Source organism: Nocardia sp. NPDC004711 (assembly GCF_053601595.1).
Genome location: NZ_JBSGCB010000028.1, coordinates 92,834 through 119,680, shown reverse-complemented (window position 1 = coordinate 119,680; position 26,847 = coordinate 92,834). Strand labels below are relative to the sequence as shown.

Sequence of the window (26,847 nt, the reverse complement as noted above, 5' to 3'; positions counted from 1 at the left end):
ATGAAACATCTGCTCGCGCTCGACCTCAAAGCCCGTGCCATGCACGCGATCTCGCTCGACGGGGGTGACGTGCGCACCCTGATCACCGGGTTGGACGCCTATCCCGACGGCGTTGCCGTCGATCAGGATCGCGGGCACGTGTACTGGACCAGCATGGGCGCACCCGACATGCGTCCGGGACCCGGCACGGAACCCGTGTTCTTCCACCGGACCGGCATGCTCGAACGCGCCGACCTCGACGGCGGCAATCGCACCGTGATCGTGCCGCCCGGCGCGTTCACCACCGGCAAGCAGCTCACCGCCGATTTCGCCACCGGCCGCCTGTACTGGTGCGACCGCGAGGGCATGCAGGTCCTCACCTGCGATCTCGCCGGGGGCGAGCTGCACCCGCTGGTGGTCACCGGTGCAGGCCCCGAAGACGCTGTGCAGTCCCGGAATTGGCCGGTCGGCATCTGCCTGGACCTCGACCGCCGCCACCTCTACTGGACCCAGAAGGGCGCACCGAAGGCCGGTGAAGGCCGCATCTTCCGCGCGCCACTGGAACTCCCCACCGGTACCTCCCCCGCGGCCCGTACCGATATCGAGGTGCTCTGGCACGACCTCCCCGAACCGATCGACCTGGCACTGTCCGGCGACGGGAACCTGCTGTGGACCGATCGCGGCGCGGAACCCGCGGGCAATACCCTCAACCGCGCCTCGGTCGACCCGGTTCCGGGTCCGGTGACCATCCTGTCCAGCGGCTACCGCGAGGCCATCGGCGTGGTGGCGATCAGCGAATCCCGGTTCTACGTCAGCGATCTCGGCGGTGCGATCCGCCTCGTCGACCTCGACGACGGTATCGACACCGAAATCGCCCGCCCCGGTGGCGCACTCACCGGACTGGCACTGGCAGACCTCTGAGGGAGGGACCCGAGCACCGCGTCGAGCACGCCGGGGAATCGTTCGTCGATGTCGGCCCGACGCAGGGTCATGTAGCGGGCCTTGCCGTCGACGCGGGTGACGGTGAGGCCGGCCTCGCGCAGGGTGCGCCAATGGTTCGACAGGGTCGATCTCGGGATTACGAGATGATCGGGGCTGCAGGAGATTTCGCCGTGGACGGCCATTAGGCGGACCAGTTCCATCCGGATCGGGTCCCCCAGGGCGTGCAGCACCGTCACCAGGTCCAGGTTCGCGGTATTCGGCTGGGTAAGCGGCGGCATCGGGTTCCTCGTTCGGTTGACATGACCCGGGCACCAGCTTACGTTCGTTTCGTTGATTCGGAAATATCGAAATGAGTTCGCAGTGACGGTCCTCAGCACCCTGGCCCGCGTCTACATCGACGATCTGGACGCCGCATTGCCCACGTTCACCGCGCTCACCGGTGAGCAGCCCCGGCTCCGCTTCGCGTACCGCGAGCTGGAACTGGCCGGGATCGGCGCCTACCTGCTCATCGCCGGAACCCCGGAAGCCCTTGCCCCCTACCGGGAAACACACGCCACCGTGATCGTGGACGACCTGGAGGAGGTGCTCACGATCATCGCCACCCTCGGCGGCGACGTCCTCGACGGCCCGAACGACGTTCCCACCGGCCGCAATCTGACGGTGCGGCACCCCGGCGGCGCACGCATCGAATACGTCGAATTCGACACGGCCAAGATCGAATCCATCCCGAGCTGACGACGGCAGGCCCCCGCCGCGGCGATCCGGCGCAGGCGCTCTGGTCCTTCGTCTGGCGGGCGGGGCCTGATCCAGGACCCGCCGCCGACCCGATCCGACTACACCATGGTGTCCCCTACCGGAAGTCCGAAAGCGTGGTTCCCGTACATGACGTAGGCACGTTCGGGGTCGTTGGCCGCGTGGACGCGTCCGGCGTGGGCATCGCGCCAGAGGCGTTGCAGCGGGGTGTCGTCGGCGAGGGCGCCGGCCCCGGCGGCCTCGAAGAGCCGGTCGATGGCGGCGATGGCGCGGGCGGTGGCGCGGACCTGGTCGCGGCGGGCGCGGGCGCGCAGGGCGAATGGGATCTCCCCGCCGTCCCGGAGCCGGGCGTACTCGTCGGCGACATTGCCGGACAACTGCCGCCACGCGGCATCGATGTCGCTGGCGGATTCGGCGATGCGGATCTTGCCGAAGGGGTCGTCCTTGGCGTGCTCGCCGGCGTACGCGGCCCGGATCCGCTTGCCCTGATGCTCGACGTGGGCCGCGTAGGCGCCGTAGGCCATGCCGACGATCGGCGTGGCGATCGTGGTGGGATGGATTGTCCCCCAGGGCATTTTGTAGACCGGCTCCGAATTTCGCCGCAGCCCGGGCGATGTCAGCGAGTTCATGACACCGAAGCTCAGGAAGCGGTGCCGCGGGACGAAGACGTTCTCGACGACAACCGTATTGGATCCGGTGCCACGCAGACCGACCACGTTCCACACGTCGTCGACGGAGTAGTCGCTGCGCGGGATGAGGAAGGAGCCGAAGTCGACAGGCTTGCCGTCCTCGAGCACCGGCCCGCCGACGAAGACCCAGTCGGCGTGGTCCACCCCGGAAGACCATGCCCAGGAACCGCTGACCAGATAGCCACCGTCCACCACGGCACCGGCGCCCATCGGCGCGTACGACGAGGCGATCCGCGCGTCGCTGTCGTGGCCCCAGACATCGTCCTGCGCACGCTGATCGAACAGCGCCAGGTGCCAGTTGTGAATCCCCAGGATCCCCGCCACCCAGCCGGTGGATCCACAGGCGCTCGCCAGGGTGCGCACGGTGTCGTAGAAGACCACCGGATCTGCGGCGCATCCGCCCCATTGCCGCGGCTGCATCAGGGTGAAGAATCCCGCCTCCCGCAGGTCCTCGATCGACTCGTCGGGAATGCGCCGCAACGTCTCGGTCCGCTGGGCGCGCTCGCGCAGGGTCGGCACCAAAGCCTCGACGCGCGCGGTGATTTCACGGGTCATCTCGCCGGGTTCTCCTGACCGGTCAGGTGGCGACCGCACATTCTTCGCCACATTTCTAGAACACGTTCCAGTCACTATTGAGCAGCTCGAGGTTCGCGGCAAGCGGACGGAAATCCCTAAAAGAAGGGTCTTTCGACCATTTCGTGGATGCCCTCACCGATCGGAAGCTGACACAAATTTGCAACTGGTTCTAGACATAGGAGGGTATGATGGCGACATCACGCGGGTTCGGCAGAAAGATCCGGGACATCGACGTGGGCACGATGCCGACCCGCTACGCCCGCGGCTGGCACTGCCTGGGCCTGGCGGACGCGTTCCGGGACGGGAAACCCCACTCGGTCAATGCCTTCGGCACCAAGCTGGCCGTCTGGGCCGACGATACCGGCGATTTGCGGGTGCTGGACGCCTACTGCCGCCACCTCGGCGGCGACCTGTCGACGGGCACTGTCAAGAACGGCCGGATCGCCTGTCCGTTCCACGACTGGCGCTGGGACGGCGACGGCCGCTGCACCGGCATTCCCTACGCGCGGCGGGTACCCCCGCTGGCCCGCACCCACGCGTGGACCACGCTCGAGCGCAACGGCCAGCTCTTCGTCTGGCACGACCACGAGGGCAGCCCGCCACCGGACGAGGTCACCATCCCGACCATCCGGGGACCGTACACCGACGCCGAAGGCAACTCCGCGGCAACGCTCTCCCCCGACTGGACCCCGTGGACCTGGCGCTCGATCCTCATCGAGGGCTCCAACTGCCGCGAGATCATCGACAACATCGTGGACATGGCCCACTTCTTCTACATCCACTACGCGTTCCCAACATTTTTCAAGAACGTCTTCGAGGGCCATGTCGCGACGCAGTACCTCGAGACCAAGGGCCGCCCGGACGTCGGCATGGCGACCAAGTACCGCGGAGACACGCTGCTGAAATCGGAGGCCTCGTACTTCGGGCCCGCCTACATGATCAATCCACTGCTCAATGTCTACGGCGGTTTCGAGGTCCGCAGCGTCCTGGTCAACTGCCACTACCCGGTCACCCAGGACTCCTTCGTCCTGCAGTACGGCATCACGCTGGAAAGACCCACGGGCGTACCGGCAGACACCGCGAACCGCCTGGCGGACAGGATGACCGAGGGCATCGGCGAGGGCTTCCTGCAGGACGTGGAGATCTGGAAGCACAAGTCCAAGATCGAGAACCCACTGCTCTGTGACGAGGACGGCCCGGTCTACCAGCTGCGCCGCTGGTACGAGCAGTTCTACGTCGACGTCGCCGATGTCGACCCGAAATCGGTGCGACGCTTCGAGTTCGAAGTCGACACCTCGCGGGCCAACGAGGTCTGGGAGCTCGAGGTCGCCGAGAACCTGCGCCGGCGCGATGTGATCCCGGCCACCGCACCCTAGCCCAGTTCGAGGACGATCTCGGTTCGAAGGTCACCGGCGGCACGGCCCAAGGTCCTCGATCGCTCATCGAAGGTCCTCAAACCGTCCATTGGGGATTCACCGGCTACCCCGCAGCTCACTACCGTGCGCTGGGTGACCGCGATATCACCGAAAACCCCAGCAGCGCCGGAGATCACGCGTCCGCATCCGGTGCGGCGATCGCCCAAGGGCACATTCCTGTACCGGATGGTCAGCACGACCGACCCGAAGGTGCTCGGGCAGATGTACCTGATGACCTCGATGGCGTTCTTCATGATCGGCGGGCTGATGGCGTTGATCATGCGCGCGGAGCTGGCGCAGCCGGGCATGCAGTTCCTGTCGCCGGAACAGTTCAACCAGCTGTTCACCATGCACGGCACGATCATGCTGCTGTTCTACGCGACCGCCATCATCTTCGGATTCGCGAATATCCTGCTGCCCTTGCAGATCGGCGCGCCCGATGTCGCGTTTCCACGGCTCAATGCGCTCAGCTACTGGCTGTATCTGTTCGGCGCGACCATGGCGACCGCGGGCTTCGTCACCCCGGGCGGTGCGGCCGATTTCGGCTGGACCGCGTATGTGCCGCTGTCGGACATCATCCACTCCCCAGGTGTCGGCGCGGACCTGTGGATCCTGGGGGTGGGCGTCTCGGGCCTGGGAACCATTCTGGGCGCGGTCAATATGCTCACCACCGTCGTGTGCCTGCGCTGCCCGGGCATGACCATGTTCCGGCTACCCATCTTCACCTGGAACGTCGTCGTCGCGAGTTTCCTTGTGCTGCTGGTGTTCCCGCTGCTGACCGCGGCCGCCCTGGCGCTGTACTACGACCGGCACCTCGGCGGGCACATCTACGATCCGGCCAGCGGCGGAACCATGCTGTTCCAGCATCTGTTCTGGTACTTCGGGCACCCCGAGGTGTATGTGATCGCGCTGCCGTTCTTCGGCATCGTGTCGGAGATCTTCCCGGTGTTCAGCCGCAAACCGCTGTTCGGCTACACCGGCATGGTGTACGCGACACTGGGCATCGCGGCGCTGTCCATCGCGGTGTGGGCGCACCACATGTACGCCACGGGAGCCGTTCTGCTGCCGTACTTCTCGTTCATGACCTTCCTCATCGCGGTGCCGACCGGCGTGAAGTTCTTCAACTGGATCGGCACCATGTGGAAGGGACAGCTCACCTTCGAGAGCCCGATGCTGTTCTCGCTGGGCTTCCTGGTGACCTTCCTGTTCGGCGGCCTGTCCGGCGTCATCCTGGCCTCACCGCCACTCGATTTCCATTTGTCCGACACCTACTTCGTGGTCGCGCACTTCCACTACACCCTGTTCGGCACGGTCGTGTTCGCCACCTTCGCGGGCATCTACTTCTGGTTCCCCAAGATCACCGGCCGCATGCTCGACGAACGCCTCGCGAAGTGGCACTTCTGGACCACGTTCCTCGGCTTCCATCTGACGTTCCTGGCCCAGCACTGGCTGGGCAACATGGGCATGCCGCGGCGCTACGCCGACTACCTGCCCTCCGACGGCTTCACCCTGCTGAACCAGGTCTCCACCATCGGCGCCTTCCTGCTCGGCGCGTCGATGCTGCCGTTCCTGTGGAACGTCTTCAAGTCCTACCGCTACGGCGAGGTCGTGACCGTGGACGACCCGTGGGGCTACGGCAACTCCCTGGAGTGGGCAACCTCCTGCCCGCCGCCACGGCACAACTTCTACGAGCTCCCGCGCATCCGCTCCGAGCGCCCCGCCTTCGAACTCCACTACCCGCACATGGTCGACCGCATGCGCGCCGAGGCCCACGTCGGCTGGGGCGCGACCGCCCACCACGTCACCGAGACCACGCCCATGGAGGCGAAATGACCAGGCCCCAGCAACTCTCGACCTTCCGGATTCCCCGCCTGCCCTATGGCGCCCTGGTCATGCTGACCGGATTGACGCTGATCGGCGGCCTGATCCTGCTGACCCACCTCGCCCAGGGTCGCTGACCCCGATCGTGCGGACGCTGACTCCCCTCGCAGCTGTTCGCACTCCGGTGAGGCCGCACCCCCGCCCGCGCGGCCTCACCGGCCCTTTCACGAGGGTCCGCGCCCGCCGATTCAGCCGGCTCGGCTTGACGACAGGGCCGAGTGGGCGGCACGCCAGAAGCGTGCCGCACGAGATCGCTTGTGATGCAGCCTGTCCGGCACATGCGGCCGGAGCGAGTCTGTCGTGGCGGGTGCGGGCCCGGACCGGAACTGTGTGTGGCGCAACACATTCCGGGCGGATCATCTTCGGAAGCACTGGAATCCAGCCCGAGTCGACATACGCATGAACGCGACAAACATCGGAAACAAAAAACAAACTCGCGTCGGAACACAAAACGAATACTCGACAACAGATTTCGAATCATTCGTCCAGCTATTGCGCGGTCATTTGACCAGTTGAACATTTGAGATCAGTTGACCAACAAGCACATTGGTCAGACAATGGCTTCCGCGCTTTATCTGTTCACTTTTCGACCATCCACTGGCCTCGAAACATTGGGCTCGATGCCACGGGTCGGCTCCAGGATTTCCCGAACCTGGCTGTGCCAGGGTTGGTTATCCTTCAGGAGGATTCGTGTTCAGGAAGCGCATTGTGCCCGCACTGCTCGCGGCCGCAGCTTTCATCGGTGTGACGACGTCGGCCGTTGTCACCTCACCCACCGCCCAGGCGGTGACGACCGTGCCCGTGTTCGATCACATCGTGCTGGTGATGTTCGAGAACCACTCGTACTCGCAGATCAACGGCAGTTCCAGCGCGCCGTACTTCAACAGCCTGGCCGGCCAGGGTGCGAAATTCACCCAGTCCTTCGGGGTCACTCACCCGAGTGAGCCCAACTACCTGGCGATGTTCTCCGGGTCGACCCAGGGCATCACCGACGACAGCTGCCCGCACACCTTCAGCGGCAACAACATTGCCAACCAGCTGATCACCGCCGGCAAGAGCTTCAAGAGCTACTCCGAGAGCATGCCCTCGGACGGCTACACCGGCTGCACCAGCGGCCAGTACGCGCGCAAGCACAACGCCGCGCCGTTCTTCAGCAACGTGCCCGCGACCAGCAATCTCATGTACAGCGACTTCCCGAACTCGTCGAACTACGCGAGCCTGCCGACGGTCTCGTACATTGCGCCCAACCTGTGCAACGACATGCACGACTGTTCGATCGGCACTGGTGACACCTGGCTGAAGAACAACATGGACGCCTACGCGCAGTGGGCCAAGACGCACAACAGCCTGCTCATCGTCACCTTCGACGAGGACAACGGCAGTTCGTCGAACCACATCTTCACCACGTTCGTCGGCGCGCACACCCAGGTCGGCAGCTTCTCCAACCAGATCAACCACTACAACGTCCTGAGCACCATCGAGAGTGCGTACGGGTTGTCCCACCTGAACTCGGCCGCCGAGATCACCAACGTGTGGAACTGACCATTCGCGGTTGTCCGCGACTGATCGGTAGCTGGTAATCACCCCGCTCGCGGGCATGCCGACGGCGTGTCCGCGAGCGGCTCCCGCCAACACACTGAGGTGGCACACCCATGTACCTGTCCACGATCGACCGTCCGCATGCCGGGGACGACGGCGCGAAACCATCGCGCAGGAAGGTGTTCTTCCTGTTGAGCGGCAACGTGTTCGCGCTCGGCACGGTCAGCCTGGTCACCGACATCTCTTCGGAAATGATGACCGCGGTCCTGCCGGTGTACCTGGTCGTCGCGCTGCACCTGAGCCCCGCCGTCTACGGCGTCGTCGACGGCGCCTACACCGGGGCGACGGCGCTGCTGCGGCTGGTCGGCGGATACATCGCCGATTCGACGCGCCGCCGCAAGTTGATCGCCGGCCTGGGCTACGGGTTGTCGGCGGTGGCCAAACTCGGGCTGCCGGCCGCGGGCAGTGCCGTCGGCGCGATCGGCGCGGTGATCGCGATCGACCGCGCCGGCAAGGGCCTGCGCACGGCGCCACGTGACGCGCTGATCACCCTGTCCACCCCGCCGCAGCTGTACGGCCGTGCGTTCGGCGTGCACCGGACTATGGACACGATCGGGGCGTTCACCGGGCCGCTGGTCGCGCTCGGCATCCTCGCCGCAACCGCGCAGGCCTATGACGCGGTGTTCGTCGCCAGCTTCTGCATCGCCGCGTTCGGTGTCCTCGTACTGGTGTTGTTCGTTCGGGATCACCATGACGAACAGCCACCCAAGGGCACGGTGTCGGCCTCGGCGCTGGGCGGCCTCATCGCGATGGCGCCGGTGCGGCGACTGGTACTGGCCGCCTGCCTGGCCGGGATGGTGACCATCGGCGACGGCTTCGTCTACCTCCTGCTGCAACACCGGGAACACCTGAGCGTCAACTGGTTCCCGTTGCTGGCCGTCGGCACGAACCTGTCCTATCTGCTGCTGGCCACGCCACTCGGCATACTCGCCGACAAGATCGGCCGACTGAAGGTGGTACTCGGCGGCTACACCGCGCTGGTGCTGGTGTATCTGTTGCTGTTCGGGCCGTTCGGCGGCACTGCTCTCCTCCTGGTGGTGCTCGCCCTCTACGGCCTGTTCTACGCGGCCACCGACGGGGTACTCATAGCGCTCGCCGGCCCGGTCCTGCCAGAATCCCTGCGTACCACGGGAATCGCGATGATCCAGACCGGACAGGCGCTGTCCTACCTGGTGTCCTCGGTGCTGTTCGGGCTGGCCTGGACGGTGTGGGGACCGGCGAGCGCGAGCCGGGTCGCCGCGGTTCTGGTCGCGCTGGCTGTGCTCCTCCTCGGTCTCCTGCTGCGCGGCATCCCGGCCACGAACACCGACGTTGCCGACAGCCGCGACCTCGCCGAGGAGCACGCATGACTCGGCGAATGTTGCTCGCACTGCTCGGGTCCGCGCTCCTGACCGCCGTCGCGGTCGGCTACGGCGTGTTCGTGACGACCCGCACGCCGCCGGCGGTATCGGCATCCGACGCGCTGAGTCTCACGGGCGGGCCACGAATTCTGTTCCGCAGCACCGCACCCGACAGCAAGGGCCACCTGGCGATGGTGGCCCCGGACGATCCGGGCGGGCCACGTTCGGTATCCGCGCTCGACTGCCTGCGGGTCCACGCGGCGGGCGGCACCGGCGTCTGTTTACGGCAGGACGGCGCGCTCTCCACCTTCCAGGCCGCCATCCTCGACAGCACGCTCACTGTGAAGCGGGAGATCCCGCTGGTCGGCGTGCCCAACCGCACCCGGGTATCCGGGGACGGGCGGCTGGTGGCCTGGACGGTATTCGTGGCGGGCGACTCGTACAACAACGGACGGTTCTCCACCCGCGCCGGACTGATCGACCTCGACACCGGGGACATGATCGACTCACTGGAATTCCTCCCGGTGACCCTGGACGGTCGTCCCTACACCGCGGCCGATCTCAATTTCTGGGGTATCACGTTCGCCGCCGACGACAACACCTTCTACGCCACGATGGCCACCGACGGACGCCGGTTCCTCGTGCAAGGTGATATCGCGGCGAAGAGCATTCGCACCATCGCGCAGAACGTGGAGTGCCCATCGCTGTCCTCGGACGGCCGGCGGATCGCCTTCAAGTCGGCGATCGACGGGAACCCCGAGAAGGGCTGGCGGCTGTCCGTACTGGACCTGGCCTCGGGCACGCGGACCCCGCTGGCCGAAACCCGCAGCGTGGACGACCAGCCGGCCTGGCTGGATTCGAACACGATCGGTTACGCCATTGCGCGGGGCGCCGATTCGGATATCTGGGCGGTCCCGGCCGACGGCTCGGGCAGTTCGCGGCTACTCATCCCGCATGCCGAATCCCCGGCGGCACTCGGCTGACCAGAAATACGGAAGTCCTGACGGGCAGAAGTCATTTCGGAAAGAAAAAATTCCTGATGCAGTCATTGGATGACAACGAACCCGGCCGAAACAATTCCCGCGCAAACGGACCCGCCGGTACGCCTGATACCGATGCCACCGAATTCATCCGCACTCCCGAGAACGGCGACAATGTATCCGACGACCGGTCCGGATCGTCGGACTCGGGGCAACGGTCCACCGGATTCCTCGACCTTCGGCAGAAATTGCCGCATCTCACGGTCCGCGATGCGCGCCGGCATCTGCCCCACGCCGCGGCTGCCGCGGCGCTGATCGCGCTCCTCATCGGAGGGTCGGTGTTGGCAACGGATTCGCGGCGAAACGAAAGGGCGAGCAATGTTTTGGCGTCGTCGGATGTCTCCGAGACGTCGAACGAGGCGGATTCGACCACCCAGGTCGGAGCCGTCAGCGATGTCGCCGACGTATCGGAAACCCCGAATGATATAGACGTTCCGGATGACGCCGCGGCAACGGACACCCTCGGCGGCGAGGCAGCCCCGGCGACCGACCCGGCCACCGGCGAGTCGACCGAGCCCACCGCGAGCGATCCGGCCACCACGACCACCGATACCCCGACCTCCACCCCCGCGCCCGGTCCGTCCTTCAGCGCGAGTATCAGTGCGAGCGGGGGTTTTTCGGTGCAGGTCGCCCCGCCATCGGACGCGAGCCAGATTGTTCAGCCCGGCGTGAGCCCCAGCCAGGATCCCATCACCACAACCACCGTTCCGATAGTCGCCGCCCCCGTCAGCACCACTGACCTGTCGACGAGTCCCTCGCCAATCCAGACAGCGACAACAACCGTCATCCCGACGACACCACAAGCGGTCCCGACAACTACGACGTCCCTCCCGGTAACCACGACGTCCATTCCGGTAACCACGACGTCCATTCCGGTAACCACGACGTCCGTCCCGACAACCACGACGTCGATCGGCGGGACGACACCGACCAGCGCCGGGCAGACGACACCGTCCGGCAAGCCGACAACCACAACGGACCGACGCACTCCGACGTCACCGCCAACCACCAGGACGACCGGCCGCAAGCCGGCACCGCCACCGTCCCAGCCGACGATTGCGCACCCACCGACCACGACTCCGCGTCACCCAACAGCGCCCGAGCCCACGAAGCCGAACCCCACGACGTCTGCGCCGGTCCCGGCCAAGTAGGCCGGATGGAAGACCCACTGCAACAGTGAATTTCGAGGGCCGATGACGAATTCCTCTCCGCCTGGCCCGCGCGGCCGGGGTGTGATGACAGCGCTCCCGGCGCTGCTGGTGACCGCGAGTGCGGCAATCCTGTCGGGATGCGGCGCATCCGATCGAACTCCCGATCCGCTGCCGCCCCGTGCGGGTGAGCCGGTACCGGCGATTCGCCTCGACGCGGTCGAGCAGCCGCTCGACCAGCTGCGTGACTGGGCCCGAGCGCGGTCGGAAGAATACGGAATTCCAGTGCGCGCGATGCAGGCTTACGGATACGCGACGGTGGCCATGTCGAAGGCGCAGCCCGGATGCCATCTCGGCTGGGTCACCCTGGCTGGAATCGCCCGTGTGGAAAGCGATCACGCCCGATTCGGCGGTGCCACCATCGCCGCCGACGGTCTGGTGCGGCCACCGATCCGCGGAATCGCCCTGGACGGCACCGGCGGCAACGCCCGGATCGTCGATCCCACCGCCACGGCCCGAGCCGGGCACACGGTATATGCCCGCGCAATGGGTCCGTTCCAGTTCATCCCCGACACCTGGAAACGCTGGGGTGTGCGCGCCGGCACGGACTACAACACCCTCGCCAGCACCTTGCAGACCGGCAAACCAGCGGCCACCAGCGATCTTTCGGGTAGCCCGGACGATGTCGACGACGCGGCCCTGGCCGCAGGCCGCTACCTGTGCGCGGCCGGCGGCGACCTGGCCACCGCCCGTGGCTGGCGACAGGCCATCCTGGCCTACAACCACTCCGTCGTCTACGTCGACCAAGTACGCAACGCCGCAACCGGCTACCAGAAACCGTGAGTCCAATGGCTCTGTCTCGCAGTCGCTGGTGCCGACGGTGAGAACCTCGATCGCGGCCGCCCCGATCGTGCGGAGGCTGACTCCCCTTGCAGCCGTTCGCACTCCGGTGAGGCCGTGCCCCCGCCCGCACGGCCTCACCCGGCCTTGCGCGAGCTTCCCGCTTGCGGATTCAGCGCCGCCCGGCCGCGCCCGGCGACAGCGCCGACAGGTAGGGCGCGACCAATTCCGTTGCGGCCGTGACAGTCCGGTCGGCGTCCTGACCACTCTCGAGCATGCGCGAGGCCGCATGCACGATGCCGTCGATGAGTCCGGCGGTGGCGGCCGGGTCGGCCGCACCGGCCGTCTCGAGCGCGGCGATCAGCGGGGTGCGGAGTTCGTCGTGCAGTTCGCGGCTGTAGGCGGCGATATCGTCGTCGATGATCGTGGTGAGCACACGGGCCAGGGCGTGCTCACCGCTCGCGACCAATTCCAGGTTGGCGCGGACGTATTCGAGAACCTGATCGGCCGGGCCGGACGCGGCCGCCATCCGCTCCGCCACCCGCCGCGCCCACTGCGGGAAGGTATCGGCCAGCAGCTCGGCGAGCAACTGATCGCGGGAGGAGAAGTACTGGTAGACGCTGGGGCGGGCGAGCCCGGCGCGCGCCGCCACCTCGGTGAGGGTGGGCGGGCGGGCCGGGTCCTCGGCGAGGATGGCGCGCGCGGCGTCGAGCAGGGCGCGGCGTTGCGCCTCGCGATGTTCGGCGAGCGTGGCGGCTTGGATCCTCGGCACCTGATCTCCTCGTCGGGGGTTACCCGCTCAGTCTCCCATCCACCAGGGTGAGCACCCGATCGCAGTGGCCGAGGATGTCGTGATCGTGGGTGACCATGATGGTGGCCACCTTCCGCTCGCGGGTCTGCCGGGCCAGCAGCTCGATCACCTCGTGGCTGCGAGCGCGATCCAGCGCCGCGGTCGGCTCGTCCACCAGCAGCAGCGTCGGGTCGGTCGCGAGCGCGCGGGCGATGCCGACGCGCTGGCGTTCCCCGCCGGAGAGCTGATGCGGCCGCCGCCCGGCCTTCGCGGCCATGCCGACGGCGGCGAGCAGGGCGCCCGGATCCGTTGGGCCGCTCGAAGCTGGTGCGGTGCCGCGCTTCCGCCCGCCGGTGCGATCTAGCAGCCGCACCTGGTCGCGGGCGGTCAGCGCGGGAATCAGATTCCCGGTCTGGAACACGAACCCGATGTGCTCGCGGCGGAATCGCGCCAACTGCCGCCGGGACAGGGTCGTCATCTCGGTGCCGTGCACCAGCACCTGCCCGGTGTCGGGCCGGGCCAGCCCGCCCGCGACCGCGAGCAGCGTGGATTTGCCCGATCCGGACGGTCCCACGACGGCCAGCAGCTCGCCCGCCCGCACGGTCAGGTCGATGCGGTCCAGGGCCGCCACGGCATGGTCGCCGCTGCCGAAGGTCAGCGAGACATCGCTGAGCGAGATACCCTGGCGGACAATCGATTCGACGGTCATCGCTGCGCCCCCAGCGCCTCGAGCGGGTCGACCCGGGTGACGCGCAACGTGGTCAGCACCGCACCCAGCATGCCCATCACGATCAGCAGTACCGCACCGACCGCGACCGCGCCGGGTTCGAGAGCGAAGGGCATGCCGCCGACGAACCGGCTGCCGCCCACTCCCACGCCGACCCCGGCGGCCGTCGCGGCGACGAGCACGATCGCAGCCTGGATCAGGCTGTCGCGCAACAGATATCCGATGGAGACACCCAGCGCCCGCAGCACCGCCAGCTCGTGGGTGCGCTGCACCGTCCAGACCATGAAGAACGCGCCGACCACCAGGGCCGAGATGGCGTAGAGGAAGACCCGGATCAGGGTCATGGTCGACATTTCGGCCGAGTAGCCGGGAGAAGCATCGAACGAGGCCGACAGTGTCATGGCGTGCGTGCCCGCGGCACGATCCCCCGCCGCCAGATCGATGCCGCCGGGCCGCGCGCGCAGCGCCACGGCATTGGCCTCGTGATAGATCTCCGGCCGGGCGATGTCGCCGGGCCGCAGTCCGGCGTGGATCTCCTGCCAGAGTCGCAGCGGCACATAGGCGACGTTCACGTGCCCGAAGGTGCGCTGTTCGGCGGTCGCGCCGACGACCCGCAGGGTGGTGCCGATGCGGTCGATGATCACCACATCGCCGATGCGGACGCCCTTGTCGAGGGTGGTCGGGCTGACCACGATGCCGTCCGGCGCCCCGAGCCCGGACCCCGCTGCCGGGCTCGGGGCCAGAAACGACCCCGGCTCGACCCCGAACAGCGCGAGATCGATCGCGACCCCGTTGCCGGTCTTCGCATTGACCAGCGTGTTTCCGAACAGCGCCGCATCGGCGACATCGCCGCGCCCGCGCCAGGCCGCGACCTGTCCGTCGTCGACCGTGCTGCGGGTGAAGGCCGATTCCGTCTCGGTCTTCGGCGCGAAGGCGAAGGCGTCCACGGGCATGGCCTTCAATCCCGAGACACCGTCGTCGACCAGGCCCGACGACAGGCCCGCCAACATCACGATGAGCACCGCGATCAGGGCGACGACCGCGGCCATCAACCCGAATCTCGCTCGCGCGAACCACAGTTCGCGCACCGCCAGGAACATCCGAACTCCTTTGTCCGGCGCCGGGCACTTTTACCGACGCACCGTCGGGATGTTACCGACAGTGCGTCGGGAAAATCCGAGGGGGTCACACCTTCTTCAGGCAGAAGGTGGTCCGGGGCTCGGCCAGGGTGATGACGCTGTCCGCATCCTCGCCGCACAGGGTTTCGTCGGATTGGCCGTCGATGCGGGCCAAGACCTGGAAGCTGGCGTTGGAGGCGCCGCATTCGGCGTACTGGTATCCGGTCAGCATGCTCTCGTGATAGCAGGCGCCCTGCTTGAAATTCGGGGCCAGGCACAGATATGCCATGGACATGCCATTGAGGGTTTCCTCGTACGAGGTGTAGTCGGCAGCGCAATCGGTTTTGCTGCTGTAGACCTTGGCGACCTGGTACACCGCCTTCGGGGAACCGCAGTCCACCGGCGCGGTTTTGGAATCGATCATCGAGCCTTCGATGACATCGATACAGTCGCCGACCTTCGAGCGACCGGTATCGGATTTGCCCGCGTCCTTGACCACATCGGCGCCCTTCTGCACGGCGGAACAACCCGCCAGGGCCAGGGCCGGAATGGCCAGGATCACGGGGACCAGCCGCCGCGCACTCGACGAAATCCTCTGCATGTGAAGCTACGTACCTCTCCCACTCGCCAATCGATCGAACCCGGACTACCCAACCCGTTTCCGCACGCCACAGCATCCGTGAAACCACGGGATCGGGGCCGCGGCCGGGAGGCGAGAGTGCCGAGTTAGGCTCGCCTGAAGGCCGTTCACTCGGAAAGGAGTGCGCGATCCAGCCATTCGTCGGCCGCACCCGCGAACTCGCCACCCTGAACGCGGCCTGCCACGCTCCCGGTGGAGACGGCGTATTCCTGGTGGAGGGCCCGGCCGGAATCGGAAAATCGCGGCTGCTGTCGGAATTCGCGGACGGGCTCGAGCCGGGCCGGTGGCGGACGGTCGCCGTCGCGGGCACCGAATACGATCAGCCCACACCGCACTATCTCGTGCGCGATATCGCGGATCGACTGGGCGGCACGGAAAGCGAAATCGGGACGGACACCCGGGACTCGGCCCGATGGATTCGGCAGCGGCTCGAAGCCACGCCGACGCTGCTGATCATCGACGATGCGCATTGGGCCGATGCCGCCTCGATGCGGGTGCTGGCACTGCTGATTCGGCAGCGGCCGGAATCGGCTCGTATTGTGCTGGCCTACCGCGAAGGGCAATTTCCGGAATCGCTCGGATCCGCGCTGCGCGCACCGGGTGTCGCGAGCAGACACCTCGCGGTGCCGCCGCTGTCCGATGCCGACGCCAGAGCGCTGCTGCCGGAGCTGCCGGCGGGCCGGTGCACGCAGGTGGTGGCGGCGGCGCACGGCAATCCGCTGTATCTGCGACTGCTCGCCGAACTCACCCCGGCCGATTTCGACGCCACGATTCGAGCCGAGGATCCGGCCGCGGCACCGGCGGATCAGACCGCACTGGACCGGACCATCCGGGCCGAACTGGCACACCTGCCCGTCCGGGAGCGGCTGGTCGCGCAGGCGATCGGGGTGTGCGGCGGCACCGATGACGTGGAACTGCTCTGCGGCACGGCCGAAGTCGCACCGGCCGACCTGCGCGAGGCGATCGACGATCTCACACTGCGCGGCTGGGTCAGCGTCACCACCGGCCTGGTGAGCTTCCGCCATCCGCTGGTGCGCGCGGCGGCGTACCGGCTGGCCGGGCAGGGCTGGCGAGCGGCCGCGCATGCTCGCGCGGCACAGGTGCTCCGCGCCAAGGATGCACCCGTCCTCGCCCGGGCCCGCCACCTGGAACACGCTCTGGGTCGCGACGAGCTCGCCGCGGCCGAATTGCTCTGCGCCGCCGAGCAGGCCCTCGGTACCGATCCGGCCGCCAGTGCCCGTTGGATCGCCGCCGCCCTCGACGCTCAGCCGGATTCAGGTGGGCGCGCCGATGTTCCGGCCCGCGTCCTGCTCGGCCGGGCGCTGCTGCTGTCGGGATCCGCGGAATCCGCGCGCGAGACCCTCGAATCCCTGCTGCCGGGCACTGCGGGCGATCCCACGCCCGAGCAGGTCGAAGCGGTTCTCCTCTATGCGCGCTGCGAGCGGATCCTCGGGCGCGTGGACAGCGCGCGAAACCTGTTGACCCGGTTGGTCTCTCGGCCCGGAAGTCACGAACACGGGCCCGCCCGGCTGGAATTGGCCATCCTGGAGATCCAGGACAACCACGACGCCGAAGGCGCGGAACGAGTCCGGCAGCTGTTCACCTCCGAAGCCGTGCACGATCCGGCCATGCGCGCGGCCGCGGTGACACTGCGGAGCATGGGCCGGCTCAATGACCTCGACCTGCGCGCCGCCGAAGCCGACTACCGCGTCGCGGAGCGGGAATTCGCGCAGCTCACCGACACTCAGCTGCTCGACGGCATCCACGCCGTTTCCGCCCTCGGCTGGATGGCGTACTTTCTCGACGACCAGCGCACCGGCCTTTCTCACATCGAGCGCGCCATCCGCGTCAGCCGCCGCCGCGGCCGCAGCTTCATCCTCCCCGAACTCCTGACGGTACAGGCCTACTCGCTGGCCAAGCTGGGACGCTACGCGGACGCCCTCGCCGCCGCCGATGACGCCGTAGAAACCGCCGAACTCTACGCGTACCCAGGTATCGCCCCACTGGCCGGAGCCCTCAAACTCCGTGTCCTGGAAGCAACTTCGCCGCGCGCGGACGTCATCCAATGCTGGCGAGACCTCAACGCCCTCCCCCGCCCCGCCGTCCGCTGGTGGCGCGGCGCAGTCGAAGCCGCCCTCCTGGAACTGGCCGCCCGCCTCAACCTGGATGATCTGCCCACCCAACAACCGAGCCCTCGCACACCCGCAGCTCCAACGTCCGAAGATTCGAACCTGTGCCCTGGTCCGCCGCCAGGACCACAACCGCGAGATCCGCTCCGCGGTGACCCAGTACGGCCTGGACGGGCGGAGTCGCTACAAGGCGCCGGAGCGCGCGGCGGCCGCTTGCACCCGATGCGAGCGGCCGAGCTCTCTGTCGCGTGCCTGAGCGCCTCGATCGAGGTGACCTCGACGCGGCCGAAACCCTGCTGGCCCAGGCTGAGGATGTGGCCGAGCGCCTCGGCTTACCCGGCGCCTTGGCAGCGGCAGCCCGCGCGCGGGCCGGATACCTCTGCGCGCGTGGGGATCTCATCTCTGCCGAACGGGCCGCCGAGGACTCCGCCGAAGCGTACGCGCGGGCCGATATGCCGGTGTTCCGCGCGCAGGCCCTGTTGGTGGCGGCGCAGATCGCCGGGCAGCGCGGCGATTTCACCACCGCCACCGGCCGAATTGCCGCCGCGCGCACCGAATTCGCGGCCGCCGGAGCCACGGAACTGCAACGTGCCGCGACAGCCGTCCAGCGTCGTCTCGCAGGACATCGAACGGTCGCCGGCGAGACAAGACTGAGCCAGCGGGAGCGCGAAGTCGCCGAGTTGGCCGCCAAGGGCCTTGCCAACAAGGAGATCGCGGCCCAGCTCTATCTGAGCCCCCGCACCATCGAGGATCACCTCGGCCGCGTCCTGCGCAAACTCGGTTTGACCAGCCGCGCCGGAATCGCTTCCCGGCTGGCGGAATTGGCCGATTGACCGGCAGATCGCGCGGGTCAGGCCGGGATCGGGTGGGTAAGCGGCCCTCGCCGACCGGCATCGCGTGGAGGTCGTCCTGGCCCTCCTCGCCAATACCGACGGCGCGGAACGACATTGCAGTTCGTTCGGGCTCCTGGTGTCGAAAGCCACTCGGACACACCACTTTCGAGCGCCGCGCCAGGCCGGGCTGATCCGTCAGGTCAACCGCGGCAACAGCAATATGGCCCATCGGCCGGGCGCACGCCTGCCGGTAGGCGGCCAGAATCAGCAGCTCACCGGGACCGGATCCCCGCGGAAACGTGATTCCACATAGTTCCAGGCGTCGGCGAATCCGGCGACGGCCGTGGTCATGTGCTCGGCGATATCGAAGGGCCGGAACACCAGCGGCACACCGGCCTTGCAGTACCGGTCGGCGACCTCGGCGACCGGATCGAAGAAGGTGAGGGTGTCGAACCGCCCCTGCCAGAAGTAGGTCGGGACCGCGGGCGTGCCCGGGAAGTAGCGCAGGCTGTTCTCCCGCAGCACCGCGTGCGCCTCAGGACTGTCCATCAGGCTCTTGGACGCCGCCATCTGGTCGGCGTTGCGGAAGGCGCCGTGGAACAGCAGGAAGCGACGGCAGGCATCGTGGGTGAATTCGCGGAACCAGAGCCCGTTCTCATTGAGCTGATCCGAGATCGGCAGGCGGTTCGGGTATTCGCGCTCCAAGCCCATGGCCGCCGCGAAGGCCAGGCCGAAGCCCGGGTGCGGCTCGAAGCCCAGCGAGAGCGCCATCTGCTCCAGATCGGCCGGAATGCCCCCGGCTACAACGGCATCGAGCTTCAGGTCCGGCGCGTACTCGGGTTGCAGGGCAGCGGCCCAGGCGGTCGCCATGCCGCCGCCGGAATACCCGGCCAGCGCGACCGGCGACTTCCCGAGTCCCAGTTCGGTGGCCTTGCGGACCGCCTTCACGCTGTCCAGGGTCACCATGCCGCTGAGTTTGGCCGCGCCGTAGGAGACATTCGGCCCCAGATAGTCGGGCAGCGAGATGGCCCAGCCGCGCCCGATCGGCAGCATGGCGCCCACCCCGTCCTGGAGCTCGCCGTTGAACAGCGAGCGCGACGGATTGCATTGCGCGCCCAATGAGTTGATGAGCGCCTGATACGACACCAGCGGCGGGTTCGAGACACCTGCCGGGAGCAGCACCGTGGTCATGCCGAGGATCGGCTGCCCCTGGGAGTTGGTGCTGCGGAAGGCCACCTGCCAGCCCTCGGTGCCCACGTACAGCCCGGTATCGATCTTGCGCGTCCGGACCACGTCACCGGGCGCGAGCGCATCCAGATCGGCCGGCGGACCGTAGAACGGATCGGGATCCTGCGTGGGATACAGGGGTTGAGCCGACACGGGGGCGGCGCCTACCGCCCCCGCGGTCAGGATGCTCAGAGCCAGGACCACAGCCCTGACGGACACTGCGAACAACGACGTCCCTCACACTTCAGTCGTTCTCATCTCGCTCCCGACCGCGCGCGAAAGAACGATCGACCAATAAAGCAATGGATTGGCATTCGGCACAGCCGAGCCTGTGAACCGGAAGAGCATGCGCCAGCAAGCCTCTCGCGAATCGTGCAGTGACGCTACAGCTAACTGACCAGAGCGTCCAGTTATTCAGACAATTCCGGCACGAACTGTCAGTACCGATCACCGCCCTCGACTACGAACCCCGAACCGTCCTGGGCAGGGCCGAGATTCGCTCGCGGTGGCGTTGCTGGAGTTCACGGCTGCGGGCGAGGAAGTCGAGGATGGTGTGCAGCTCGGCGGCCGACGAGCCCGCCATCTCGGCCGCGCCCTCCTCGGCGATGGGCCCGTATATCTCCCAGGCCCGGGCCATGGTCGCCGGGGTGATGCGGACCAGCACCTTGCGCCGGTCGCCCGGTCCCGGCTCCCGGGTGACATGACCGAGCTTGGCGAGCCGATCCAGCATCGTCGTGACGCTGCCACTGGTCAGGCCCAATTCGGCCGCCAGTGCGCCCGGCGTCGACTCACCCCGGACCAGCACCTCGAGACAGCGCAGGTCGGTGCGGTTGACGCCGAGCACGGTCGCGGCCGCCTGGTCGACATCGTCGACGGCCGCCTGCAACGCCTGGGACTCCCGTCCGACCCGGGCGCGCAACTCGTCCAGATTTTCTCTTGACATTCAAACCTCTTGATCGTCAAACTATTGATATCTTGATAACCAAGATACATCACGCTCAAGAGAGTTCAGAGGGAGACACGGCATGAAGAAGGCACTGGTCATCGGCGGCGGCATTGCCGGTCCGGTCACCGCGATGGCACTGCAGCAGGCCGGTTGGGAAGCGGTCGTCTACGAGGCCTACGCCGACGCGGCCGCCGGGCAGATCGGCGCATATCTGACGGTCGCGGTGAACGGCCTGTCCGCGCTGGCCGAGATCGACGCCCACCACATCGTCATGGACACCGGCCACGCCACCGACACGCTCAGCTTCTACACCAGCGCCGGCAAGCACATCACCGACATGCCCATCGGCGGCACGCTGCCCGACGGCACCGTGACCCACAGCGTGAAGCGGCGCGACCTGTACCGGGCACTCAATGCCGAAGCCGCGCGGCGCGGTATCCGATACGAGTTCGGCAAGCGACTCGTCGACGCGGAACCGACGGCCACGGGCGGCGTCGTCGCCACCTTCGCCGACGGCAGCCGGGCCGAGGCCGACCTGCTCGTCGGCGCGGACGGCATCCACTCCCGCACCCGGGAGATCATCGACCCGAATGCGCCGAAGGCCCACTACCTGGGCATCTACGGCCTGGGCGGATTCGTCACCGACCCGGCCCTGGTTCACGAACTCGGTTTGCGGCCGGGCGTTTACAGCATGATCTTCGGCAAGAAGGCCTTCTTCGGCTATCTGGTCGCACCCGGCGGCGAGATCTGGTGGTTCGCGAACATGCCCGGCGCACAGGAACTTTCGAAGCAGACAGTGGCATCCACGGCACCCGCGCAGTGGCGCGACCAGCTGGCGCGGATGCTGGCGGCCGACCGGGGCCCCGCGGCCGCCATCGTCGCCGCGACCCCCGACGCCACCTTCGTCACCGGCTTCAACCAGTACGACATGCCGTCGGTCCCCACCTGGCACAACGACCGCATGGTCATCATCGGCGATGCCGCCCACGCGGTGGCCTCATCCTCGGGCCAGGGCGTCTCCATGGCCGTCGAGGACGCGGTGACCCTGGCCATCTGCCTGCGCGACCTGCCCGAGACCGCCACCGCCCTGGCCGAATTCGAGCACCGCCGCCGTGACCGGGTCGAGCGGGTGGTCGCGCACGGCGCCGAAACCAGCGGCGACAAGGCCCAGAGTGGCCTGGCCCGTTTCCTCGTCCGCCAACTGACGCCGTTCTTCCTGAAGAAGGCCGCCAAGCAGGGTGTGGGCTCGCTGAACTGGATGTTCGACCACCGGATCAGCTGGTCCGGCGAATCGGCCGACCAGCCGGTCCACCCGAGCGCCTAGTCCGGGCCGTGCAGTCGCAGGCCCGTCGTGTGGTCACCCCGAATCGCCCCGCCGGCAACGAGATTCGCCGACACGATCTCGCCCCGACTGCGGGCGTCAGGCTCCTGCCCGGAGCCGGCGCAGGTAGGCGTCGAGGTGGGCGAACGTTGCCCGGGGCTGTTCCAGGTGCGGGAGATGGCCTGCGGCGGCGATGATTTCGAGGCGGGCGTCGGGGAATGCAGCGGCATAGGCGGCCGCGTAGGCGGAGGTGGCGATGCCGTCGCTTTCGCCCCAGAGGAGCAGCGTCGGCAGGGACACCTCGGACAGCCGGGCGGCCAGCTCGGGATCGTGCATATAGGGGTCGCCGGCGTAGTGGCGCAGTGCGGCCATGTTCGCCGCGCGTGCGGCCGATTGTTCGGGGGTCGGCTCGGGAGCATTCGACAGGGCTCGGGCCGGGTCGTGCCATGAGTACTGCGCGACCTGTTCGGGGGTCAGCGCGAAGATGTCGCGGATCGGCGCACCGTCGACCCGGATGCCGACGGCGTCGATGAGCACCAGGCCCGCAAGGCGATTCGCGGTGTCCCGGACCGCCATCTCGGCGGCGATCCAGCCGCCGATCGAGGAGCCGACGACGACCACCTCGCGCAGGTCCCGTTCGGCCAGCAGCCGCAGGTACATTTCGGCGAGGTCGCCGATCGTGTTCACCTCGGCCGGGCGCGAGGTCCCGTCCCAGCCCGGATGGGTCGGGGTCAGGACGTGTGCGGTGTTCGCCAGATGCGCGGCGATGGTGGCCAAGCTGCCCGGCCCCGCGCCACCGTGCAATACGAGAATGTTCGCGCCGGTACCCGATTCACTCATGGTCACTCCTTGACTAAACATGTTGATATAAACAAGCTTAGTCAGCCTGATAGCCTGTGTCCATGGCAGGTGATTTGCAGGCCCTGGGCCGAGCTATCAAGCAGGCGCAGTATCGCCACCACCGCGCACTCGACAGCAGGCTCGCCACCGTGGGCACCACGCTGGCGCAATGGGATGCGCTGCGCGCCATCGACCGCGAACCGGGGTCGTCGGCGCGAGCCTTGGCGGAGGAGACCTTTCAGAGCGAGCAGGCGTTCGGCACGCTGGCCAACCGGCTCGCCACCCGCGGGCTGATCGAACGCACCCCCGGCCGCGGCCGCCTCATCGAGCACCGTTTGACGGCCGAGGGACGACGCACGCTCGCGGCCGGAAACGCGATCGCCGACAGTGTCCTGGCGGAATCCTTCGCGGAACTGTCGGCCGCGGAGCGCAAGACGCTGCAGGCACTACTGCAGCGCGTGGGCCCCGGCTCCCGGGCCTGACGCACCCGATCGGGTTGTGGGACCGCCGAATCGACGCTCAGCTGGCGAGGGTGTCCGGGGCGTCGGCGACATCCGGGAAACGGCGGCGCAGGCCGTCGAGCTGGCGCTGGACCGCGGTCAGGTCCGCCTGGGCGCGGGTCTGCGCTTCGGGGCGCGAGACGTACTGCAGCTCGCGGGTCAGCATGTCGGCGTGGCTCTGGAGCTCGCGGGCCAGGACACGGGCCTGGGCGAGTTCGGGATCTTCGGGCATGGGCAACCGCTTTCGAGCTGGGAGTGGGCGAAGTATGTCATGTTTCGTCCACTTGTGCGTCACCGGTGATTCAGCGGCCGGTTCCGCCCAGCAAACGGTCGAGGCCGCCGATGAGGAAGACGACCTGATCTTCGTAGAGGGCGGCCAGTTCCTCGGCAGGAGGTGGAGTCGCGCCGGGATGCCATTCGTCCGCGCGGCTCAGGGCTTGCAGGAAACCCATGAGCGAGATCGCCCAGCGGGCCTCGAGACGGCTGGGATCCGACTGCGGGAAGGCGCGGCGGAGCTGAACGTGCAGCTGATCGGGGAGGTCCTGCTCGGCGGCGGTGAGGGCGGGATGGGAGTGCAGGGAGAGCTGGGTGACGATCTTGATCCAGCGCATGCCGCGAGTCCGGTGCTGCAGCAACAGGTCTCGATAGGGCTCGGTGACCGCGCGGACCAGGGTCTCCGCGGTGGGCGGTTCGGCGCGGGCGGCGAGCACGTCGGCATTGGCGCGAATACGGTCGCGGACGGTCGCGCCGAGATCGAGCAGCACGGCGGCGATCAGGTCGTCCTTGGTGCCGAAGTGATAGTTGACCGAGGAGGGGCCGAGGCCGGCGGCGGCGTTCACCGCGCGCACCGAGACCGCGTCCACGCCGTGGGCGGCGAACAGGCGCTCGGCGGTTTTCACCAGCCGGGTGCGGGTCGCATTGCCCTGGCGGTTCTGCATGGGGACGGTCACGGCATGAGCTTGGCACATCGGAGGCGCGGGGCCGGCATCGCGGGCCCCGGAACTGGTTCGACAATCCGATTTCGGCACAGCACAGCGCTCATTATCGACGTTGAATCAGCTTCACTACCTGCGTTTTCGAATCATGCCCACTCACCGGGACAGCCGAACTTATGGATCAGTTGATCCAGGTTTACTCGGGGAACCGCACCGGGCGACGAAGCCCGGGGCACTGGGTGAAGGAGATCCATCCGTGTGGACCGCTGAATCGATGAAATTCGGGGCCTTCCTGGCCCCGTACCACCCCCTCGACGCCGACCCGGCCCTGCAGCTGCGTCGCGACATCGATCTCATGGAACACCTCGACCACCTCGGCTTCGACGAGGCGTGGATGGGCGAGCACCACTCGACCGGAGCCGAGATCGTGCCCGCGCCCGACGTTTTCATCGCCGCGGCCGCCGAACGCACCGAACGGCTGCGCTTCGGCACGGGTGTGGTGTCGCTGCCGTATCACCATCCGCTGGTCACCGTCGACCGCATCACGCAGCTGGACCTGCAGACCCGCGGCCGCCTGATCTTCGGCACCGGCCCCGGCAAGATCCCGCTCGACGCGCACATGATGGGCATCAATCCGTCGGATCAGCGCCGCCGCCAGGGCGAGGCGCTCGAGGCCATCCTCGCGCTGCTGCGCGGCGAGGTGGTGAGCATGACCACCGACTGGTTCACCCTGCGCGACGCCCGCGCCCAGCTGCCGACCTACGACCCGGCCGGCATCGAGGTCGCCACCGCCTCGACCATCTCCCCCAACGGCTCGGTGCTGGCCGGGACGCACGGGCTGTCGCTGTTGTCGCTAGCGGCCAGCTCCCCCATGGGTTTCGAAGTGCTGGACCGCAATTGGGGCGTCTACGAGAAGGTGTGCGCCGAGCACGGGCACACCGCGGACCGGTCGCGGTGGCGGCTGGTCAATCCGATCTTCCTGGCCGAGACCCGCGCCGACGCCGAGCGCGCGGTGAGCCGCCGCATCGGCTCGATGGCCGCGTACGTGAACCGGCAGACCGGCGAGCAGCCGGCGTGGGCGGACACGCCCAAGGGCATCATCGATCAGTGGCGCAATGACAACCTCGGCGAATTCGGGCAGGCCATCATCGGCACGCCGGACGAGGCGATCGCGCGCATCGAGAAGCTCATCGAGAAGACCGGCGGGTTCGGCACCATGCTGGTCCTGCACGTGGACATGGCGAGCTGGGAGGACACCAAGCGCAGCTACGAGCTGTTCGCCTCGGAGGTGATCCCGCACTTCAAGAATCGCAACCGCCGCCGCGAGGACAGCCTGCAGTACGCGCAGGACAACCGGGAGCTGCTGATCGGGCAGCTGGTCACCGCCATCACCAAGGCACACACCGACTACTACGGCGAGACCGCCGCGACGGGAGCGTGATCCCATGCGCGCCACACAGTTTCTGAACGGGCAGTTCTCCCCCGCCGAGGTGGCCGAGCCGCCCGCACCGGGTCCGGGGCAATTGCGGATCGCGGTGGCCGCGTGCGGCATCTGCGGCAGCGATCTGTCCATGTCGAAGGATCCGTGCCGATTCGTGCAGGTGGCGGCGGACAGCGGGTATCCGCTGGCCACCTTCGACACCGAGCGACCGGTCGTGCTCGGGCACGAGTACGCCGGAACCGTCACCGAAATCGGCGCCGGGGTCACGGATTTCGCGGTCGGCGACCGCGTCGCGGGGATCGGGCTCGCGACCGAGGCGGCGACCGGCATTCCGACGATCATCGGGTATTCGAACGACTATCACGGGGCGTTCGGCGAGAGCATCGTGGTGGACGCGTTCTGGGTGCGGCACGTGCCCGAGGGGCTGTCGCTCGAGCATGCGACGCTGGCCGAGCCGCTGCACGTCGGCGAGATGCACGTGCAGCAATCCGGTCTCACCGCAGAGGATTCGGCGCTGGTCATCGGCTGCGGGACCATCGGGCTGGGCGCGATCATCGCGGCCAAGGCGCACGGGGCGCGGCTGGTGGTGGCTTCGGAGCCCTCCCCGAAGCGGCGGGAGCTCGCGCGGGCCGTCGGCGCGGACATCGTGGTGGATCCGAACGAGCAGGATCCGATCGAGGCGTGGATGACGGCGGTCGCGCAGGGCGACAGCGTGGTGGGCCAGTCGGGCACGGGCATTCTCATCGCCTATGAATGCAGCGGGCGCGCAGGGATTATCGGCACGCTCATGCGGACCATGCCGTTCAACTCGCGGATCCAGGTGCTGGCCGCGCCGTTCGCGGACGAGCCGATCATTCCGGTGGTCGGGCAGTTCCGGCGGATCGCGGTCAATTTCGGGCACGGGCCCTACGAGAACGCCTACGACATCACGCTGGAGCGGCTGGCGTCCGGGGCGATCGACGCGGAGGCGCTGATCACCGGGCGGGTCGGGCTGGACGGGGTGGCGGATGCCTTCACGGCGCTGCGGAATCCGGAAGAGCACGTGAAGATCCTGGTACTGCCGGATCACTGACGGTGATATGCCCGGTTCATCCGGGTTCGATGTGGCGGGCGGCGTGGTGCATTGCCCCGGCGGCTCGCCACACCACATTAGGGCTAATGACCAGCATGCGCTGGGCTCCACCGTTGTCCGACATGC

General features: G+C 67.7%; 26 protein-coding genes. 15 read left to right on the top strand and 11 right to left on the bottom strand.

What is annotated here, in order from left to right:
* Entirely contained in the window at positions 1 to 900 is a 900-nt protein-coding gene (locus ACWEKS_RS27625; RefSeq protein ID WP_452342756.1) for a hypothetical protein, read from the top strand.
* Positions 901 to 1,281: 381 nt separating this feature from the next.
* The gene (locus ACWEKS_RS27620; protein WP_452342755.1) at positions 1,282 to 1,656 is read left to right on the top strand and encodes a VOC family protein; all 375 of its coding nucleotides are present in this window, start codon (positions 1,282 to 1,284) and stop codon (positions 1,654 to 1,656) included.
* A gap of 98 nt (positions 1,657 to 1,754) precedes the next feature.
* Here ACWEKS_RS27620 and hsaA read toward each other — a convergent pair whose 3' ends face one another.
* The gene (hsaA, locus tag ACWEKS_RS27615) at positions 1,755 to 2,918 is read right to left on the bottom strand and encodes a 3-hydroxy-9,10-secoandrosta-1,3,5(10)-triene-9,17-dione monooxygenase oxygenase subunit (RefSeq protein ID WP_452342754.1); all 1,164 of its coding nucleotides are present in this window, start codon (positions 2,916 to 2,918) and stop codon (positions 1,755 to 1,757) included.
* A 209-nt stretch (positions 2,919 to 3,127) separates the two neighbouring features.
* Between hsaA and ACWEKS_RS27610 the strand changes: the two genes are divergently transcribed.
* The 6 genes from ACWEKS_RS27610 (at position 3,128) to ACWEKS_RS27585 (ending at position 10,157) form a co-directional block, all read left to right on the top strand.
* The gene (locus ACWEKS_RS27610) at positions 3,128 to 4,315 is read left to right on the top strand and encodes a Rieske 2Fe-2S domain-containing protein (protein ID WP_452342772.1); all 1,188 of its coding nucleotides are present in this window, start codon (positions 3,128 to 3,130) and stop codon (positions 4,313 to 4,315) included.
* Positions 4,316 to 4,447: 132 nt separating this feature from the next.
* The gene (gene ctaD / locus ACWEKS_RS27605) at positions 4,448 to 6,187 is read left to right on the top strand and encodes an aa3-type cytochrome oxidase subunit I (RefSeq protein WP_452342753.1); all 1,740 of its coding nucleotides are present in this window, start codon (positions 4,448 to 4,450) and stop codon (positions 6,185 to 6,187) included.
* The gene (locus ACWEKS_RS27600) at positions 6,184 to 6,312 is read left to right on the top strand and encodes a hypothetical protein (protein ID WP_452342752.1); all 129 of its coding nucleotides are present in this window, start codon (positions 6,184 to 6,186) and stop codon (positions 6,310 to 6,312) included. The genes ctaD and ACWEKS_RS27600 overlap by 4 nt, the downstream gene beginning before the upstream one ends.
* A 613-nt stretch (positions 6,313 to 6,925) precedes the next feature.
* Positions 6,926 to 7,777 carry an alkaline phosphatase family protein gene (locus ACWEKS_RS27595; protein WP_452342751.1) on the top strand — a complete coding sequence of 284 codons (852 nt, stop codon included), beginning with the start codon at positions 6,926 to 6,928 and terminating at the stop codon, positions 7,775 to 7,777.
* Between the two features lie 110 nt (positions 7,778 to 7,887).
* The gene (locus ACWEKS_RS27590; RefSeq protein ID WP_452342750.1) at positions 7,888 to 9,183 is read left to right on the top strand and encodes an MFS transporter; all 1,296 of its coding nucleotides are present in this window, start codon (positions 7,888 to 7,890) and stop codon (positions 9,181 to 9,183) included.
* The gene (locus ACWEKS_RS27585) at positions 9,180 to 10,157 is read left to right on the top strand and encodes a TolB family protein (protein ID WP_452342749.1); all 978 of its coding nucleotides are present in this window, start codon (positions 9,180 to 9,182) and stop codon (positions 10,155 to 10,157) included. The genes ACWEKS_RS27590 and ACWEKS_RS27585 overlap by 4 nt, the downstream gene beginning before the upstream one ends.
* 715 nt (positions 10,158 to 10,872) lie before the next feature.
* On the opposite strand, the gene ACWEKS_RS27580 is transcribed toward ACWEKS_RS27585, so the two are convergent.
* Positions 10,873 to 11,241, bottom strand: coding sequence for a hypothetical protein (locus tag ACWEKS_RS27580; RefSeq protein WP_452342748.1), 369 nt, complete (start codon positions 11,239 to 11,241; stop codon positions 10,873 to 10,875).
* Between the two features lie 208 nt (positions 11,242 to 11,449).
* Between ACWEKS_RS27580 and ACWEKS_RS27575 the strand changes: the two genes are divergently transcribed.
* Complete coding sequence (locus ACWEKS_RS27575) at positions 11,450 to 12,205, top strand: murein transglycosylase (protein WP_452342747.1); 756 nt, start codon at positions 11,450 to 11,452, stop codon at positions 12,203 to 12,205.
* Positions 12,206 to 12,374: 169 nt separating this feature from the next.
* On the opposite strand, the gene ACWEKS_RS27570 is transcribed toward ACWEKS_RS27575, so the two are convergent.
* From ACWEKS_RS27570 to ACWEKS_RS27555, 4 genes are all read right to left on the bottom strand, one after another.
* Positions 12,375 to 12,974: a TetR/AcrR family transcriptional regulator gene (locus ACWEKS_RS27570; protein WP_452342746.1), complete on the bottom strand. Its 600-nt coding sequence runs from the start codon at positions 12,972 to 12,974 to the stop codon at positions 12,375 to 12,377.
* Between the two features lie 19 nt (positions 12,975 to 12,993).
* On the bottom strand, positions 12,994 to 13,701 hold the full coding sequence (locus ACWEKS_RS27565; protein WP_452342745.1) for an ABC transporter ATP-binding protein: 708 nt from the start codon (positions 13,699 to 13,701) through the stop codon (positions 12,994 to 12,996).
* Positions 13,698 to 14,819, bottom strand: a complete 1,122-nt coding sequence (locus ACWEKS_RS27560; RefSeq protein ID WP_452342744.1) for an ABC transporter permease — start codon at positions 14,817 to 14,819, stop codon at positions 13,698 to 13,700. The genes ACWEKS_RS27565 and ACWEKS_RS27560 overlap by 4 nt, the downstream gene beginning before the upstream one ends.
* Before the next feature lie 85 nt (positions 14,820 to 14,904).
* Entirely contained in the window at positions 14,905 to 15,438 is a 534-nt protein-coding gene (locus tag ACWEKS_RS27555; RefSeq protein ID WP_452342743.1) for an LppU/SCO3897 family protein, read from the bottom strand.
* A gap of 29 nt (positions 15,439 to 15,467) precedes the next feature.
* Between ACWEKS_RS27555 and ACWEKS_RS27550 the strand changes: the two genes are divergently transcribed.
* Positions 15,468 to 18,260: an AAA family ATPase gene (locus ACWEKS_RS27550; RefSeq protein WP_452342771.1), complete on the top strand. Its 2,793-nt coding sequence runs from the start codon at positions 15,468 to 15,470 to the stop codon at positions 18,258 to 18,260.
* A gap of 26 nt (positions 18,261 to 18,286) precedes the next feature.
* Positions 18,287 to 18,439, top strand: a complete 153-nt coding sequence (locus tag ACWEKS_RS27545) for a helix-turn-helix domain-containing protein (RefSeq protein WP_452342742.1) — start codon at positions 18,287 to 18,289, stop codon at positions 18,437 to 18,439.
* A 264-nt stretch (positions 18,440 to 18,703) separates the two neighbouring features.
* Here the strand turns inward: ACWEKS_RS27545 and ACWEKS_RS27540 are convergent, their stop codons facing one another.
* Positions 18,704 to 19,864, bottom strand: coding sequence for a lipase family protein (locus ACWEKS_RS27540; protein WP_452342770.1), 1,161 nt, complete (start codon positions 19,862 to 19,864; stop codon positions 18,704 to 18,706).
* A 262-nt stretch (positions 19,865 to 20,126) separates the two neighbouring features.
* Positions 20,127 to 20,609: a MarR family winged helix-turn-helix transcriptional regulator gene (locus tag ACWEKS_RS27535; RefSeq protein ID WP_452342741.1), complete on the bottom strand. Its 483-nt coding sequence runs from the start codon at positions 20,607 to 20,609 to the stop codon at positions 20,127 to 20,129.
* A gap of 82 nt (positions 20,610 to 20,691) precedes the next feature.
* Between ACWEKS_RS27535 and ACWEKS_RS27530 the strand changes: the two genes are divergently transcribed.
* Positions 20,692 to 21,936, top strand: coding sequence for an FAD-dependent oxidoreductase (locus ACWEKS_RS27530; protein ID WP_452342740.1), 1,245 nt, complete (start codon positions 20,692 to 20,694; stop codon positions 21,934 to 21,936).
* A 96-nt stretch (positions 21,937 to 22,032) separates the two neighbouring features.
* Here the strand turns inward: ACWEKS_RS27530 and ACWEKS_RS27525 are convergent, their stop codons facing one another.
* Positions 22,033 to 22,773 carry an alpha/beta fold hydrolase gene (locus tag ACWEKS_RS27525; RefSeq protein ID WP_452342739.1) on the bottom strand — a complete coding sequence of 247 codons (741 nt, stop codon included), beginning with the start codon at positions 22,771 to 22,773 and terminating at the stop codon, positions 22,033 to 22,035.
* Between the two features lie 62 nt (positions 22,774 to 22,835).
* Between ACWEKS_RS27525 and ACWEKS_RS27520 the strand changes: the two genes are divergently transcribed.
* On the top strand, positions 22,836 to 23,255 hold the full coding sequence (locus tag ACWEKS_RS27520) for a MarR family winged helix-turn-helix transcriptional regulator (protein ID WP_452342738.1): 420 nt from the start codon (positions 22,836 to 22,838) through the stop codon (positions 23,253 to 23,255).
* A 37-nt stretch (positions 23,256 to 23,292) separates the two neighbouring features.
* On the opposite strand, the gene ACWEKS_RS27515 is transcribed toward ACWEKS_RS27520, so the two are convergent.
* Entirely contained in the window at positions 23,293 to 23,505 is a 213-nt protein-coding gene (locus tag ACWEKS_RS27515) for a hypothetical protein (protein ID WP_452342737.1), read from the bottom strand.
* Between the two features lie 70 nt (positions 23,506 to 23,575).
* Positions 23,576 to 24,223, bottom strand: a complete 648-nt coding sequence (locus tag ACWEKS_RS27510; protein ID WP_357000316.1) for a TetR/AcrR family transcriptional regulator — start codon at positions 24,221 to 24,223, stop codon at positions 23,576 to 23,578.
* 241 nt (positions 24,224 to 24,464) lie between these two features.
* On the opposite strand from ACWEKS_RS27510, the gene ACWEKS_RS27505 reads away from it, so the two are divergent.
* The gene (locus ACWEKS_RS27505) at positions 24,465 to 25,649 is read left to right on the top strand and encodes an LLM class flavin-dependent oxidoreductase (protein WP_452342736.1); all 1,185 of its coding nucleotides are present in this window, start codon (positions 24,465 to 24,467) and stop codon (positions 25,647 to 25,649) included.
* 4 nt (positions 25,650 to 25,653) lie between these two features.
* Positions 25,654 to 26,721: an alcohol dehydrogenase catalytic domain-containing protein gene (locus tag ACWEKS_RS27500; RefSeq protein ID WP_379388975.1), complete on the top strand. Its 1,068-nt coding sequence runs from the start codon at positions 25,654 to 25,656 to the stop codon at positions 26,719 to 26,721.
* Positions 26,722 to 26,847: the final 126 nt, after the last annotated feature.

Coding starts and splice junctions, on each gene's coding strand:
- ACWEKS_RS27575 (WP_452342747.1), top strand. CDS start 11,450: ATGACAGCGCTCCCGGCGCTGCTGGTGACCGCGAGTGCGGCAATCCTG.
- hsaA (WP_452342754.1), bottom strand. CDS start 2,918: ATGACCCGTGAAATCACCGCGCGCGTCGAGGCTTTGGTGCCGACCCTG.
- ACWEKS_RS27600 (WP_452342752.1), top strand. CDS start 6,184: ATGACCAGGCCCCAGCAACTCTCGACCTTCCGGATTCCCCGCCTGCCC.
- ACWEKS_RS27525 (WP_452342739.1), bottom strand. CDS start 22,773: ATGAGTGAATCGGGTACCGGCGCGAACATTCTCGTATTGCACGGTGGC.
- ACWEKS_RS27555 (WP_452342743.1), bottom strand. CDS start 15,438: ATGCAGAGGATTTCGTCGAGTGCGCGGCGGCTGGTCCCCGTGATCCTG.
- ACWEKS_RS27610 (WP_452342772.1), top strand. CDS start 3,128: ATGGCGACATCACGCGGGTTCGGCAGAAAGATCCGGGACATCGACGTG.
- ACWEKS_RS27585 (WP_452342749.1), top strand. CDS start 9,180: ATGACTCGGCGAATGTTGCTCGCACTGCTCGGGTCCGCGCTCCTGACC.
- ACWEKS_RS27530 (WP_452342740.1), top strand. CDS start 20,692: ATGAAGAAGGCACTGGTCATCGGCGGCGGCATTGCCGGTCCGGTCACC.
- ACWEKS_RS27590 (WP_452342750.1), top strand. CDS start 7,888: ATGTACCTGTCCACGATCGACCGTCCGCATGCCGGGGACGACGGCGCG.
- ACWEKS_RS27535 (WP_452342741.1), bottom strand. CDS start 20,609: ATGTCAAGAGAAAATCTGGACGAGTTGCGCGCCCGGGTCGGACGGGAG.
- ACWEKS_RS27565 (WP_452342745.1), bottom strand. CDS start 13,701: ATGACCGTCGAATCGATTGTCCGCCAGGGTATCTCGCTCAGCGATGTC.
- ACWEKS_RS27520 (WP_452342738.1), top strand. CDS start 22,836: ATGGCAGGTGATTTGCAGGCCCTGGGCCGAGCTATCAAGCAGGCGCAG.
- ACWEKS_RS27500 (WP_379388975.1), top strand. CDS start 25,654: ATGCGCGCCACACAGTTTCTGAACGGGCAGTTCTCCCCCGCCGAGGTG.
- ACWEKS_RS27560 (WP_452342744.1), bottom strand. CDS start 14,819: ATGTTCCTGGCGGTGCGCGAACTGTGGTTCGCGCGAGCGAGATTCGGG.
- ACWEKS_RS27515 (WP_452342737.1), bottom strand. CDS start 23,505: ATGCCCGAAGATCCCGAACTCGCCCAGGCCCGTGTCCTGGCCCGCGAG.
- ACWEKS_RS27625 (WP_452342756.1), top strand. CDS start 1: ATGAAACATCTGCTCGCGCTCGACCTCAAAGCCCGTGCCATGCACGCG.